Here is a 13,901-nt window from a genome sequence, read left to right on the forward strand (position 1 = left end):
ATAATTTTAGCGGTAGAATATCGCCGGCTTCTTCGTTACCTTCTTACGCGCCGATTTCGATGCGCTAACCGCCATTTCGAGCGCATCCGGAAGGTCATCGTGCGAGCCGGTCCCGTACGTTTCGAACTGTTCGAGCAGCAACGCGTGTCGACGTGTAAACTGTATCGTACCGTTCTCGATGTCCGGAATCATCGCTTCTATCCGCAGCTCTTTACGTGACCGTTGGTGAATTTCCTTGACGCGGTTGTTCGCGGGATAGCCGGCGGACCGTAGCGCTTCTTTCAGCTTGTGTACGAAGAACTCCTGCGCTGCTTGCGATTCGGCCGCGATCTTCTCCGGCTGATAACGGAGTACTTTTTCCGTAATAATCCGCATGAACACGTCCGGATGTACGCGCTCACCCCACGCATCTATAACGAAAACAGCGCCGCTCGCTCGGTGTTTGGCTACCGTAACGATGGCGCTATAGTCACCACGCGTTTTCCCCATCGCGAAGTCGACGCCCATATAAACGTCGTACTCAGCGGTCAGGAAGTCGCGTGGCCTTTCGTCCCAATACGTAAACTTCTCCGGATTGAATACCATGTTTTCCTCATCGACCGGATTATTCATATACTCCGTGTTAAACGCCTTCGACCCGTTATCCCACTTCCACGTAAACAACTTCCATAGCGGCTGTACGTCCGGCCATAACACGTCGGCGCCTCGTTCCATGTCTGTGCGATTAAGCCGATATAGCGCTTCGGCGTCCGCAGCTCGATCCGGATTGTCGCGGTCAACATATACGAGCCGGCACGCTTCCCATAAGTCCATACGTTCCGGCCATTCGTTGATCGCGCGGAATAGCTTCGCCCGAAAATCCGATCGCTTCTCCATTACGTAACGCAACAGTGAATCGTGATGAACCATCGTTCCCATGTATACGAGCGCCGTCCGTTTGCCCGCCGGATCACCTAGCGGTACGACGACTTGCGTAAACCAATCGCGCATTTCCGACCGCAGTAGGTCCGTATTCGTATTCTTTTTACCCTCGAGATCGTCGCACACGATTAAGTCCGGCCTGATCCCGTTCCAGTTACGCCCACGTAACGCCTGGCCGGTCGATGCCGCCTCTACGCGCGCTAGTAAACGCTGTGAACCATCTGGACGCGCTTCCCACGCGATGAATTCCGAGCTGTTGTCCTTCGGATTCTCCTGTTGTTTCGCGGATAGTAGCGGACCGAAGTCGGCGCGTAGTTTCGCATTAGACTTGAGCTGCAGCGATAGCCACTCCATATTCCCCGTCGATACTTGCGGCGTCTCCGATATGATGATAACGTACCGCCTCTTGCGGAACACGATCTCGTGCAGCGGAAATCCCTTCGATAGCCACGATGACTTCGCGTGTGAACGCGGCGCTGCCACGGCTACCTTCGCGTTAATTTCTCGCGTTGAGACAACGTTCATAATGTCGCAGAGTTCAGCGTGGAAGGCCGGCGCCTCTTCGATCGCGACCGGTATCCAGTTGCCGGAGTTGTCCTCGTTGTACAATTCGCCGAAATACTCGTAACCGAAGTACATAAGGTCCGTTTCGGCGCGGTGAATACGTTCCAGGCGCTCCAATTCGGCTGCCGTTTCGTACAATTCGCGTTGTATATCGTCAGGGAAGGCGGCAATATCCGTTAGATCGACCGTTTCGATGACGCTGCGTAACTGCGCAATGATTTCGCCGCGTTCTTTAGCGTTATGCCAGCGGTTATTAATCCACGCGATAGATGCCGCCTCCTTTACTGCGTGTTTTGCACGTCAAACGGGCGCTCCGGCTACGTCAGGGTACGAATACACCCTACGGAGGCTAGAACGCCTAAAACGTGTGGAAATTACGTGAGTAAACCTAGCTAAGCAACTTCGTCCTCAATGCGCTGTTCGATTTCCGAGAATTTGCGCAAATAAAAACCACGCGATATGCGTGGCAGTTGATCAACGTAGTGTCTCACGTTAACTATTCGAGTTTTGTCCGTTAGCATTCGGTCCGTCGTAATGTTGCCACGCAAAAATACGATAACTAAGCGATCACATTTCGGCTCGTACTTCTTGATCGTGTCGCTAGTGTGTACCGTCCATTCCGACAGCTTAGCGTCATACCACGTATTTCCGCTGACAAAGTCCGGAATACAGTCTCCGAAGCGTTGTTGCTTTGCGATGTCCATTCCAATTTCCGTAAATAATTCACCGACTAACTCTTCGAACGCGTACCCAGCGAATTTATAAATGTCCGTATTGTCGCGACGCAGTTTTGGAACCCCGAAGGACTCGCACGCCTTGAGCACGCCACCGAATCTGCGATCGATTGATTCGCTCATGTTTCCGTACTGTTCGCGGAACTCCATCGACGTCAAATCGCGTAGACTGGCGGACATTAGCGCCTCTTTAATTGCATCGTCGCTCCATATTCGTCGGCTTTCGTACCCATAGCGTATAGCTGCCGTCTCTGCATATTCTTTACGTCTCTGAATAACGCCTAGTTCGCGTATAGCGTTTTTCCATCTGCCGAAGTACGTTTGCGCAGACCGAACTAGCTCCGTTGGGACCGTCGTTGATGTCATCGGATGGCCTTCGGACGCTAGGCGAAGCAATTCCGCTATAACGTCCTCTTTCGTACGTTTAACGTTAGCTATATCGCACACCTCCGAAAGTCAAAGATAATTTTTGATATCCGAATTTTCTCCGCACCTGATTCCGAGCAAAAACGGACCGCCCTTGGGGGTCACCGCGTTACCGCGCTAAAGTTTTTAGCGCCATTAAACGCTTCATCACGGTAAAGTGACGCAGGAAATTAGCTTCACTACGTTAAAGCACGAGTGTGAGCGTTTCGTAATTTCGGGTAGCGTACTGTCGCGCACTAAAGCGGTAAATTTTCGTATATTTATACATTTGCGGCGGGAAATCTCGGGAAATAATCCGTTCTCACACCGTTGAGAATGCCGTAGCCACGCGGGTTTTCGGCGTATGCATAAATATACACAATCGTTACCCCTGCGTGTTAGGTGTAAACGTTGATTTGGCGGGCTTTTTCCGCATATACATATGTATAAAATCCGTATTTTGCGCGTATGTCCGTGCATAAATATTCATCGGTGAATATCGAAAATAACGCTTGACATCGCCCCGATCGTATGATTCGTATACTGCGTAAATTAACGCTTGACAACGTTGGTATTACGTGATTGGTGCGTACTTTATCGCGGTAAAGCGGCGCTGAAAATTTCCGGAGGGCGTGCGCCAGGAGCCGTCAGCAGGTAAAACGCAGTCACAGTCGTACGCAGTCGTCGTCCCTCGCATGTAACGCTTCATTATAGCGCACGCATAACGCACATACCCGACTCCTACTCCGTATCCTTACGCTTCTGCAACGCTGCTATACGCTTTGCCAGCGCCTCAACGTCCGTACCTCCGCTATCCTTCGTCTCGACCTCGACCTTATCCGTAAGCAGCCCGTTAATCTGCAGAGCTAACTTCGCCATAGCTGCGTTTCCGTCGCGTATAGCTATCTTCGGTAGCGATTCGATTAGGTCCGGCAGCATATCCGTACTGTTCCGTACCATCTGACGCTTCAATTCCGTATCGAACAACGGATCTTTCTTCCATTCGAATATCGTAGCGCGATGAACTCCGCACTCTTCCGCTATTTTTTCTACGGTAGGACGCTCCGATTTCGGTAACGCTAGGTAACGGATCGCTACGTAATGCTCCGTATTCAACGATTTAAACGCCATATAACGTTCTCCCTTCGTGGTTTAATTACGCAATCCTAACGTTAGGAAGCGTGTATATACGTAAAGGCTCAACGCAGGATCATAGTGATCCAACGCGAGCCTTAAGTGCCTGCCGCGGCCATAAACCGGCCTTGCCTCTATCCGCGTCAAGATCAACGCGTCTAGAACTATTTGTACATGAGGACGCGATTCTTGTCCGAATGTTGCTAGGGACGGTCTCTGTCCCGACGCATTGGTAGTCCTCGATATTAACCGCGCTATTGTTTTTCTAGGGATAAGAAGAAGAAAACCCGAAAAACCGCGCCACTACGCCATTCTTACCGTTTCTAATGCACCGCTACAGATGCATTAATGCACCGCTACAGATGCATACTGGAAACGCATGGTAATCCGTATGCTACGCCTCTAGCCCGTCATCTTCCGCAGCCTGATCGAACAAACGGACAGCCGCCGTTAACCCTGACGTATCCCCGCGGTATATAAATCGCGGATTCAGCATGTAATACTTCGCGCGACCGATTGTTGTGTTACCGACGAGGCGCTTTTTTCGTAAGCTTTCGAGAACACGCGCAGTACGGTTACGGTCCCACGCCATCAACTCAGCGACACGCTTAACGTTAAAGTAGAAGTTTTCTTCGTCCTTAACGTACTGGTCGTAGTCGAGATAGATTAGCACGCTGAACAATAGCGCCTTCTCATCGTCGGTTATCTGCTTCTCACGTACCAATTCGCGGTTACTCGCGTGAAACACCATCGTAAATTCCGCGTGTTTAACGAATTTCTTCGGTCGGCTAGCGCGTACCTGTTCGCCCGGCTTAACGTCGATTAGGACGCGTTGTGTCTCTTCCGTACCATTACGGAAGCCTTGCGTATGGATAACGTCTATAATTTCGCCTGTTTGCGGATCAACTACGTTTTCTACGGTCATAATGCGCTCCTTTTCGAGCGCTAAAGGACGGAGTATATGCCGTCACATGCGTTGTTAGCGCTGTCTATAACGTATAGGTTTGAGAACGAGGAAAATATACGGTCGATACGTGTAATAATACGTAAAATAATATTTGACACGTACTTTTATACGTGTTATTATATAAGTGAGAGGAGGGCGCGATGAACTTAAGAGGAAAATCTTCTAGCGAAATGGTAAAATTGGTTGAAGACGACGGCTGGTACGTGGTACATAAACGAGGCACGCACTGGCAGTTCAAACACAGCACGAAACGCGGTCGAGTTACCATCCCACACCCGAAGAAAGACCTAACAATCAGAACAGTCGACAGTATCCTAAAGCAAGCGGGGCTTAAATAGCCCCTTCTTGTGGGGATTTATATAAGGAGTGATTAATATGAAAGACCGGTACGTATACCCCGCCGTATTCGACTACGCGGATGACGGTATCTCCGTTGAGTTTCCGGACCTTCCTGGCGCGTTAACCTGCGGCGATACGGACGAGGAAGCTTTATGTATGGCTCGCGAGTGTATGGCGCTGCACATTTACGGTATGGAACAAGACGGCGACGCTATTCCGCAGCCTACGCGCTCGATCGACGTACAGACGGCCGCCAATCAGACCGTCGTACTCATCGAAGCGTGGATGCCGCCTTTCCGCGACGAAATGGCGGAGAAAGCCGTTAAGAAAACGTTGACTATACCGAAGTGGCTCGATGAGCTCGCGGTAGAGAATAACGTTAACTTTTCGCGTGTGCTGCAGGACGGATTAAAAACGCACCTCGGCGTGACTGAACGGAAGAAATAACGGATTGTTACCGCTGTGGCAACTGTGATACTATCGTTGTACAGGAGCGCGGTTTTCGCCCTCTCCTTGGTACATTAACGTCTGCGTGGCCCGCATCGTTTTGTACACTAGCTCGCCATTTTTGGCGGGCTTTTTACATTTTACGGGAGGAAATTTACGGCTAAACGTCGAATTACTGGCGTGAGGTGACGATAAATGACGAAGTATAAGGGTTTCCGCCAACTAACCGCGCCATTACATTTTTATACGGCTGCGCTCGACCAAGTTACGGTCCTCGCGTTCCAAAACGGTGAGCTAATTGGCAGTGGGAAAATAACGAGGTACGACTTAGATAGCGAAGGTGACTCCGTCGAGATTAATGACGAACACTTTTTGCGTGAAAATTGTACGTTTGTCTATGCTAAATAGGGAGGTAATACTATGTTAAATATCGAAGTCAAGGAAGGTTTGGACGGAAAATTCAATTTATATGCAGCTGCTCCGTCACCAAATTCACCGTACGCCAAACGCTGGCCTTATGTTTTGAACGAATATCTTAACGTAACATATACTTCGAAAGACGAAGCTGAATCGGCCGCCTTCTTCGCGGAGAAATATTACGAACTTGGACGTAATTTACGGCGTTGACTAACGAACGTGCGTTCGCATATAATTACGTTGAGGTGATCGATTATGATAACGCAACGTAAAAAGCTGTCCGGCAACGGTATGTGGGAAAGCAGCCGTATGATGCTACCGGAACACGTACTCGCAATTAACGCAAATAGCCACGAAAATAAGGCAAAAATAAAACCGATACTTTACGGCAATGAACTCGAAGTCATCTACGGTAAAATATCGGAGTCCTATACGAATAAAACGGAAATCACGCTCGTCCTATTCGATAGATTTGAAGACACGCGCGTCATTGGCGTAGTCGAACGCGTCGATACGATTAGTAGAAAAGTCCGCGTTGACGGCGAGTGGTTTAACGTTAAGGACGTTATTGGCGTTGAGTAGCGTTAATAAACCGTACTCAACCGCTCACGCCACGTTTCAGCAACGCTCTGAGCTGCTGCAAATGACTCCGTGACCTCGCCGCCATTCTCGTGCACATTATACGTAACCAACGCGCCGGCCGCCGTATCCCGTTTATACTGCGCGGCCCTATTTGCGTTCAAGCTGCGTGTATCGCGGTCAATGCGCCAATTCTCGTAATTTGTACGGCGCCGCTTCGTTGGCTTGCGGTAGTCTCGACCGTCCGCGCCCGTTTCCTCGACCGCCTTAAGCCCCGTTTCCCGATCGCGACGGAGATCGAGTTGCCATTCGCTCATAAACGGATACTCCGCGTGTGCAATCTTATACGGATCGACATCCGTCAGTTCTTCGCGCAAAAGGTAGTCCGTTAAACGCTCGAGCTGCGCCGAGCCAGGACGTTCGCCTACGTCATCCACATACGCTTCGGTCAACGCCTCAATCGCCTTCATACGCGCGCCTCTGTCCGCAATGCCCTCCGCAATGAGGTCGGTAACCGCGTCCTCGAACGTTTCTTTATACGTCTGTGTCGTCATTGATTGCGTCAGCCCCTTCGAGTTCGATCGTTACCTCTTCGTAATCCCAGCGTGTATATACCGCGCATATCTTTTCCGCCGCAATATCTAGCGTCTCGCTAACGTTCTTCTGCGCGATTCCCATAACGCTCGCCGCCGTCTTCTGCGTAACGTCCAACCCGTATACTAACGCCACCGCTTCCGCCTGCCTGTCCGTTAAGCCGGCGCTCTCTATCGCGCTGTGCAGATCGATCAATATATCGGATGCCGCCGTGTCGCCTTTAAAGCGCCGCTCGGCTATACGGTGACGGTCACGTAGCAGCGCCTTTACGCCGGCCGCGTCGTTTAGCGCGTATTTCTGCGTATATTTTCGTGTGTCTTGCGTCAAATCAACGTTACATGCACCCATTTTAAAAATCGCTCCCTTTACGTTGAATTTGCGTTAATTAACACGTATAATTAGCGTTAATAGTTCGTTAAATGAACGGAGTGAAATACGTTGAAACGTTTTAATATCGAACGAGCCCCTCTCGTCAACCTTTACGTCGCGACGGACAAGCATAAGCGCCTGCGCCTGTCCGCGGACTTGATCGACCTATACCGCCTCGACGAGGGTAACCGTGTAGAGCTCGGCTTTGACATCAGCCAGCGTGCAATTGCGTTACAACTCGCGGCCAATAGCGCAGACCCTACGGCGGCCAACATCGATAAGCGCGGCTACATATCGGCATCGCGTTTCTTCGCGCGGGCACGGATGGAGCCAGCTTCGCAGCGCTATACGTTTGCGGCGGAACAGGACGGCTGGCTCGTATTCGTAGCGGAGGAATAAAGGAGGACTGTCTATGATGTGTTGGCACTGTAAGTCTAAAATCGATGAGAATGCGCCGTATTATCAAATACTCAACAATTTCGCATCTCACTACAGTCCCGAATGCTTATACGGTGTAACTAATAAGTACATACTCCGCACCCCAACGAGCAAAGATGCGAAACTAATTAAAAACGGAAACAAAGTAAACGACTTGCTAACGCTGTTTATATAAGTCACGTAATTGCCTATTTTACGTGTTTATCGCCACCATAATCGCGTCAACTTTCGCGTACAACTCCGCGAGCGTCCCGTCGTTCTCGATCTCGTAGTCGACCGCGAAGCCGTCCGTATGCTGCTCCGTTTCATGCGCCAAATCACTGTATGTGAACGTATCGGCCGCCTCGACTGCGCGCTGAATACGGAGTGCCGACGCTGCTTTGACGCGGATGATTACGTAGCCCTCGGCGCGGCAACGGGCAAGTTCGTTAGGCTGGCGGAGGTCGGTTATGACAACGCGAGTAGGTTCGTATTTATGGCCGTAAAATTCCGCATCTGCCCGCGATAAGCGTTCATGTCCGTCAATCCTACGGAACATATCGCGCACCCATACGTCCTCATCGAACGAGCGCGCCATCTGACCGAAGCCCTGCAGTAATGCGCGGGGCTTTTCGCCGTTTGCGTACAAATGCGGATAGAGTCGGAACGTCACTTCGCGTATGCCGTCACCGAAAGCAAGCCGCGTATAGCCGTACTTTTCTCGGAGGTACGCGCCTACCGTGTCTTTGCCGCCGCGTAGGCCGCCGGTGAGCGCGATGTGCGGTAGCGGTTTTGGTGCGGAGTCCTGCGCTAACTTACGAATCATCGGCGCGTCCATACAAGGTTTATGTCCGCTGTACCATTCGCTGTCGTGCTGAAACACATACGGAGACTGAACGTAGTCACCGCAGCAATCACACGTATTTGATCGGGTAATCTCCGCCATTACTCCGCTACCTCCTCGCGGCTATCGTCATAAAACACAAGATGTCCGAGCCCTTTCCGCAAATCTCCTCCAAATGCGCTACCGCCTACGTCAGCCGAACCGTCCACAGCAGACGATAATATCGTAAGATTAGCGCGGTCGCCGCCATCAAGCGAATTCACTTTATACGTAACCTTACCGTACCACCCGTCCGAATCATCCATCGGAAACGTTATTACGTCACCTACGCGAACCTCAATCGGCTGCGGCGCTTTCGTATACTCCGCCGGCACGTCCAATCCGAGCGCACGTCTTAGCGCAAGAGCTCGTCCGATATGCGAGTTGAATACGTCGCCTGGCGCACATTTCGCTATGCCGTGCACAGCAACCTCTCCGGGAACGTAACGGAGTTTACCGATAGCTACAACAGTGCGTTTATCGCGGTTAATCACGAACTCGAACGTCAGGTGGCCGTTTTCCTCCGTCGCCGGCATATCCATTGTTCTCATCGCTCGTTTTAGCAACTCCGCCACATCACGCTTAGCCTTCGCAACAACGTCATCACGCGTCAATTGCGGTTTGTACTGACCGACACCACCGTGACGTTCCAAACGTTCGATACCCGCCGATACACCTTCCTCAATCAGCACGATGTCCTCGCGCGCCACACGTAGTTGCAGCGTCAACTTACCGACCGCGTCCGTCAGTCCGTTAATCTGCGTTTCCTGTGCGTCAAGTTTCGCGGACAACTCGTTAATGTGGCGCGAAAGAACGAGCAGGTCGGCGTCTTCGGCTGCGGGCGATTCTGTTAGCGGTTCGAGTACGCGGTAATTGGATACGTTCATACACGTCGATGGTCGGTCCGAGTAGACGAACGATAAATCAACCGAACCGCCGCTCCGTGTTATCGGTAGGACTTCGCCAATCTCCGCCTTAACTCCGTTCATTAAGCTTACGATTACGACACGTTCGCCTACGCTTGCCTTCCGCTCAACCATTCGATATCTAACGTTGCCTATGCGTACGATATCGGTTGGTTCGAGGACTACGTATTGCGTTAATGTCGCGTCAATAAATCCACAAGTTTCGGCGCCAGGAAACCGCAAGTCCGTATCGATTGAACCGTCTCTGAACTCGTCATTGCGGGTACACAGCGCAATTGTTCCGACATCGACGTTCTGAACCGTCGCTACGATTTTAATCCGCTCGCCCACCGCAGCCTTCCGCTTAACCTCGCTATACTCACGCAAGAGCCCGCCGAGCGCTTCGTCCTTAATTACCGTCACATTAACGTTTTTCATCCGTAATTCCTCCTCGTTTAATATCCGAATTTGTACGTCCTGCTTTCCGAACGCCAGCGCTTCCTTCTCCGTCGCCATCAACACGTCAACGCGCGCTCCCTTAATGTCGCCGCCGCGATCCTCCGCTACAGCTTCGTACGTGCTGCCGTCGGCCAGCCGGATTTCGACTACGGTGCCCTGCGCGATGACGTCCGGATCGGTTGCGATGATCCTGCGTCCATCTTCGTTAAACTGCGTCTGCCTTACGTCAATCCCGCTATATGTGAAGCCGCTGCAACCGCGGCAGTCGGCGGTGTACGCAGTCGCCTCGAACGTCCGCCAATCCGGTTCGGGCGCGTTAGTTATTCCAAAAACTACGAGTATGATCGTGATGTAAACGTTGATTAATCCGCAGCCTCCTCTCCGAAGAACGGCGCGACCCACGCGTCAACCTTCGTCACTTCTTCGCGTAGAGTTTCCGCCAAATCCGCGATCTCCCACTGTGCGCCGTTGCCGTGCCGTCTCTTCGCGTAGAATTCGAGTAGCGCGCGTAGGTTAACGGTCATTACGATATTGCACACGGCCGCATTCGGTAGGACATAACGGGCATCTTCGGCTGGGACGCCTGCTTCGCGTAGACGGTCGTAAACGTACTGCAGCTTACGCATTGCGTCCTCGTATTCATCGATCGCATGCTCGACGCCCCACGGTTGAAGCGCGCGAGTCTTTCCGTTTAATGACGGGGGCGTAACGTAATCGAATCCGCCTGATTTATCGTCGCTACCGAATTTAACGTAGCGCTGCGATTGGACCGAGAAGCTGAATCCGATACGGTGACGCGTCAGCTGCGCCAGTAGCGACCGCGATACGCCTTCGACCGCGAAAGTGTACGTGATGTGCTCGAGCGTCGACGTGTGTTTGCTCCGGAAAATGTGGCGGAACAACCGGTCGGCGTCCGTGCCGCTACCGCCGTCTGACGCGGCCGTACCGAAGTACTTGGCGCCCTCTTGCGCGATGACCTCCGTCGGTTTAAGCGGCGAGTAACACGTTCGGATAGCGGTTAGCGCGACGGCTGCGCGGTCATTTTCCGGCGGAGAAATAACACCGTCTGTTGCCGCGTAAATCTCCGCAATAAACTCATCTGATAGCGCCGTGTGTGCGATTAATTTAACGTTCATCTGCGTCCTCCCTTACCTCGCGAATAGTAAACGTTGCCCATTGGTCGTGCATTGAATCACCGCCAAACCCGAAAAATCCGGACATTTGCGTTTGCGACTTAATCACGGCGGATCGCTGCGTCAAGTTCAAAGCCGTGTACGTCGACGCGTAGACACCGCCGCCTGATGCGCCTCCTACCGACTTCATCTGCGTGCTGAATCGAATGTGATCGCCAATCCGCCAATCTTTCAACGTTGCCGCGGCCGTCTTCCGGTTAATGCTGACGATTTCGTACGTTGGACTTACGAGTTTAATTCCGCTCATATTCGGCCTCCTCCGTTAGTCTCTGAAAAATAGCCACGCGATAAATCCGACAAATACGAACCATACGATAGGTTGTACGATGTACTCGCCGACCGCTTGAATTTGTTCGATGCTCATTCGCTCACCTCCGCTCTAACTCCGCTGTGTCCGAATCCGCCGTCGCCGCGCGTAGTCTGCGTCAGTTTTTCGTCAGTCTCCGTGAACGAAACGCGAGTGACCGGTGCGATAACTCCTTGCGCGATGCGGTCGCCAGTGCGGATGATGTACGAATGATATGGAATTTTATCGTACTCGCGATATTCTTGATCTCCGTATCCGTAGCGCGTTCTCAACTCCGTCGGCTGTTTTGTTTCGTCAAGCAATTCGTAATTTATCGTACGATACTCTGAGACGGCCGCAATATTATCGACGATCACACTGACCTCGCCGCGGTAATCCTCGTCGATCGTGCCCGGCGAATTGGCTACGCGCAGCTTCGTATCTCGCGTCACACCGGACCGCGGACGTAGCTGCATTTCGAAGCCGGCCGGAATCTCGAACGTGAGTCCTAGCGGTACTAGCGCCGTTTCGCCTGGCGCTATGATTACGTCGGCAGCCGCGTAGAGATCGAAGCCGGCGGCGCCTTCCGTTGCGTACGTTGGTAGCGTTGCGGCTGGCGTGAGTTTGCGGACTTTAACGTTTAATTGCGTCATATACAACGTCCTCCTCTTCGTGTGATTAGCGCTGTGATTGCGCCTTATACAGTAGTAAGTACACGTTATCGGCGAATTGGGACACGTAGACGAAAAAAAAAATCCGCAACCCTGTCGTAGCGGCTGCGGAAATGTTTTACGCGAATATGAAATCGTCATCCGTCATCTTCTCGATATTGAGCGCCATAACGTAGCCGTCGCCTTTTTTCGAGAAGAAATCGTGATTCGTCGTGCCCGTGGAAAGCCCGTTCTGTACGATCGCGCTGAACGGTGCCGGCGTAAATACCGTTTCGAGCCCGAGATTCATTAGCGCCTTGTTCGCGTTGTACTCAACGAATCGCAACACGTCGTCAACGAGTCCGATATCGCCGTAAATCTCACGCGTATACTCCGTCTCGTTTGCGTGTAGATCCGCGAGTAGGATATCCGTTTCCTCGGCGACTCGTTCGCGCTCTTGTTCCGTCATCTGCGCGCGGAGCTCCTGCGCGATGTATCCGATGAAGACTCCGTGGATACTCTCGTCGATTAGGATCTTACGGATGACTTCGCCCGATGCCGTCATCTTACCTTGGCCGGCGAGGTATAGCGGATAGTAAAATCCGGAGTAAAACAGGTACGATTCGAGCAGCACCGATGCCACGCACGCCATGTAACGTTCATACACGGACGCTGCCGGCTTAAGAAGTGCGCGGTAATAGTCGCCGATACGCTGCGCCTTGTAGACGAGGTTGCGTTGGCCTGGCGCCCACGTTTCGAGCAGATAGTCCGTATCCTCCGACGTAATCAGCGTCGTAAATATCGTCGAATACGATTTCGTATGAATTTGTTCCATCATTCCCATGAACGACATAACTGCTTTCTTTCTTCCGTCAGCTTCGTGCATTGCAATAAGAGGCATTCCTTCACCTCCTTGCATTGTATCTAGACCGGTTAGTCCAGCTAGGACTTTTTTATACACTTCGCGTTCTGAGTCTTTAAGTTCGTTCCAATCACGAATGTCGTCCGATATTGGAAACTCAGTATCTACCCACATCTGAGCAATGTTCTGATTCCAAAAAACAATGGAATAGTTTTCTTCTTTATTCCAATTAGTAGGCTTGATAAAGCAAATCCCCTCTCGAATCACGCAGTGTGGTGTGTCATTATTCGATTGCGAGCATCAACTGCGGCAGTCTCAGCCTCTTTAATATCATCGAAGTAACCGATGTGTTTGTGCATTACTTGCACTAGCCATTGTCCTCTACGGTTTTCCCACGAAACGTTACGGACACCTGAGACACTTCCTGCTTTAGCGCCTCTTTTGTTTTGTAGATTTTCAGCCGTTGTACATATGCGGAGATTGATCTTTCTTCGGTTATCTAGTCCGTTATGGTTGATATGGTCTACTACGATCCCCGATTGCGCGTTAGTAATGTACCTGTGTAAGTCAATCGATTTACGACCTTGCACTGTCGTAATATTTCCAACAGCGTAAAAACCTCCTATGCCTGGAACTCTCCGTGCGCACCACGTTCCTCTGTACTCCATTACAATTGGTAAATCTTCTAAATCTATTAGCGTCTCTAATCGACCGTACTTTGGGCTATTAATAAAGACAGCCACAAAGTCTTCCTGAACTTCATACGCATTCTTCAC

18 protein-coding genes are annotated in these 13,901 nt (G+C 51.4%); 5 read left to right on the forward strand and 13 right to left on the reverse strand.

What is annotated here, in order from left to right; all coding sequences use genetic code 11:
- Window positions 1–6: 6 nt before the first annotated feature.
- The 4 genes from terL to V8F51_RS20755 form a co-directional block, all read right to left on the reverse strand.
- On the reverse strand, window positions 7–1,623 hold the full coding sequence (terL, locus tag V8F51_RS20740; protein ID WP_337102346.1) for a phage terminase large subunit: 1,617 nt from the start codon (window positions 1,621–1,623) through the stop codon (window positions 7–9).
- Window positions 1,624–1,877: 254 nt separating this feature from the next.
- On the reverse strand, window positions 1,878–2,585 hold the full coding sequence (locus V8F51_RS20745; protein ID WP_337102347.1) for a hypothetical protein: 708 nt from the start codon (window positions 2,583–2,585) through the stop codon (window positions 1,878–1,880).
- Between the two features lie 780 nt (window positions 2,586–3,365).
- Entirely contained in the window at window positions 3,366–3,755 is a 390-nt protein-coding gene (locus V8F51_RS20750) for a phBC6A51 family helix-turn-helix protein (RefSeq protein WP_337102348.1), read from the reverse strand.
- A gap of 397 nt (window positions 3,756–4,152) precedes the next feature.
- Window positions 4,153–4,683, reverse strand: coding sequence for a hypothetical protein (locus V8F51_RS20755; protein WP_337102349.1), 531 nt, complete (start codon window positions 4,681–4,683; stop codon window positions 4,153–4,155).
- Window positions 4,684–4,895: 212 nt separating this feature from the next.
- On the opposite strand from V8F51_RS20755, the gene V8F51_RS20760 reads away from it, so the two are divergent.
- From V8F51_RS20760 to V8F51_RS20775, 4 genes are all read left to right on the forward strand, one after another.
- Window positions 4,896–5,063, forward strand: coding sequence for a type II toxin-antitoxin system HicA family toxin (locus tag V8F51_RS20760; protein WP_337102456.1), 168 nt, complete (start codon window positions 4,896–4,898; stop codon window positions 5,061–5,063).
- A gap of 37 nt (window positions 5,064–5,100) precedes the next feature.
- Window positions 5,101–5,511, forward strand: coding sequence for a type II toxin-antitoxin system HicB family antitoxin (locus V8F51_RS20765; RefSeq protein WP_337102350.1), 411 nt, complete (start codon window positions 5,101–5,103; stop codon window positions 5,509–5,511).
- 420 nt (window positions 5,512–5,931) lie between these two features.
- Window positions 5,932–6,138 carry a hypothetical protein gene (locus V8F51_RS20770; protein ID WP_337102351.1) on the forward strand — a complete coding sequence of 69 codons (207 nt, stop codon included), beginning with the start codon at window positions 5,932–5,934 and terminating at the stop codon, window positions 6,136–6,138.
- A gap of 45 nt (window positions 6,139–6,183) precedes the next feature.
- Complete coding sequence (locus V8F51_RS20775; protein WP_337102352.1) at window positions 6,184–6,510, forward strand: YolD-like family protein; 327 nt, start codon at window positions 6,184–6,186, stop codon at window positions 6,508–6,510.
- A 2-nt stretch (window positions 6,511–6,512) separates the two neighbouring features.
- Here V8F51_RS20775 and V8F51_RS20780 read toward each other — a convergent pair whose 3' ends face one another.
- Entirely contained in the window at window positions 6,513–7,061 is a 549-nt protein-coding gene (locus tag V8F51_RS20780; RefSeq protein ID WP_337102353.1) for a hypothetical protein, read from the reverse strand.
- A complete protein-coding gene (locus V8F51_RS20785) occupies window positions 7,042–7,428 on the reverse strand; it encodes an RNA polymerase subunit sigma (protein WP_337102354.1) in 387 nt (128 codons plus the stop codon). The genes V8F51_RS20780 and V8F51_RS20785 overlap by 20 nt, the downstream gene beginning before the upstream one ends.
- A 111-nt stretch (window positions 7,429–7,539) precedes the next feature.
- On the opposite strand from V8F51_RS20785, the gene V8F51_RS20790 reads away from it, so the two are divergent.
- Window positions 7,540–7,869, forward strand: coding sequence for a hypothetical protein (locus V8F51_RS20790; protein WP_337102355.1), 330 nt, complete (start codon window positions 7,540–7,542; stop codon window positions 7,867–7,869).
- A 232-nt stretch (window positions 7,870–8,101) separates the two neighbouring features.
- Here V8F51_RS20790 and V8F51_RS20795 read toward each other — a convergent pair whose 3' ends face one another.
- From V8F51_RS20795 to V8F51_RS20825, 7 genes are all read right to left on the reverse strand, one after another.
- On the reverse strand, window positions 8,102–8,833 hold the full coding sequence (locus V8F51_RS20795) for an adenylate kinase (RefSeq protein ID WP_337102356.1): 732 nt from the start codon (window positions 8,831–8,833) through the stop codon (window positions 8,102–8,104).
- The gene (locus V8F51_RS20800) at window positions 8,833–10,536 is read right to left on the reverse strand and encodes a 3D domain-containing protein (RefSeq protein ID WP_337102357.1); all 1,704 of its coding nucleotides are present in this window, start codon (window positions 10,534–10,536) and stop codon (window positions 8,833–8,835) included. The genes V8F51_RS20795 and V8F51_RS20800 overlap by 1 nt, the downstream gene beginning before the upstream one ends.
- A complete protein-coding gene (thyX, locus tag V8F51_RS20805; protein ID WP_337102358.1) occupies window positions 10,497–11,270 on the reverse strand; it encodes an FAD-dependent thymidylate synthase in 774 nt (257 codons plus the stop codon). Before thyX ends, V8F51_RS20800 begins: the two co-directional genes overlap by 40 nt.
- On the reverse strand, window positions 11,260–11,574 hold the full coding sequence (locus V8F51_RS20810) for a hypothetical protein (protein WP_337102359.1): 315 nt from the start codon (window positions 11,572–11,574) through the stop codon (window positions 11,260–11,262). Before V8F51_RS20810 ends, thyX begins: the two co-directional genes overlap by 11 nt.
- Before the next feature lie 113 nt (window positions 11,575–11,687).
- Window positions 11,688–12,266, reverse strand: coding sequence for a dUTP diphosphatase (gene dut / locus V8F51_RS20815; RefSeq protein WP_337102360.1), 579 nt, complete (start codon window positions 12,264–12,266; stop codon window positions 11,688–11,690).
- 136 nt (window positions 12,267–12,402) lie between these two features.
- Window positions 12,403–13,368: a class 1b ribonucleoside-diphosphate reductase subunit beta gene (nrdF, locus tag V8F51_RS20820; RefSeq protein WP_337102457.1), complete on the reverse strand. Its 966-nt coding sequence runs from the start codon at window positions 13,366–13,368 to the stop codon at window positions 12,403–12,405.
- 20 nt (window positions 13,369–13,388) lie between these two features.
- Window positions 13,389–13,901: a hypothetical protein gene (locus tag V8F51_RS20825; protein WP_337102361.1), complete on the reverse strand. Its 513-nt coding sequence runs from the start codon at window positions 13,899–13,901 to the stop codon at window positions 13,389–13,391.

It is taken from the genome of Paenibacillus sp. YIM B09110, from assembly GCF_037167145.1.
Taxonomy (GTDB): Bacteria; Bacillota; Bacilli; order Paenibacillales; family Paenibacillaceae; genus Pristimantibacillus.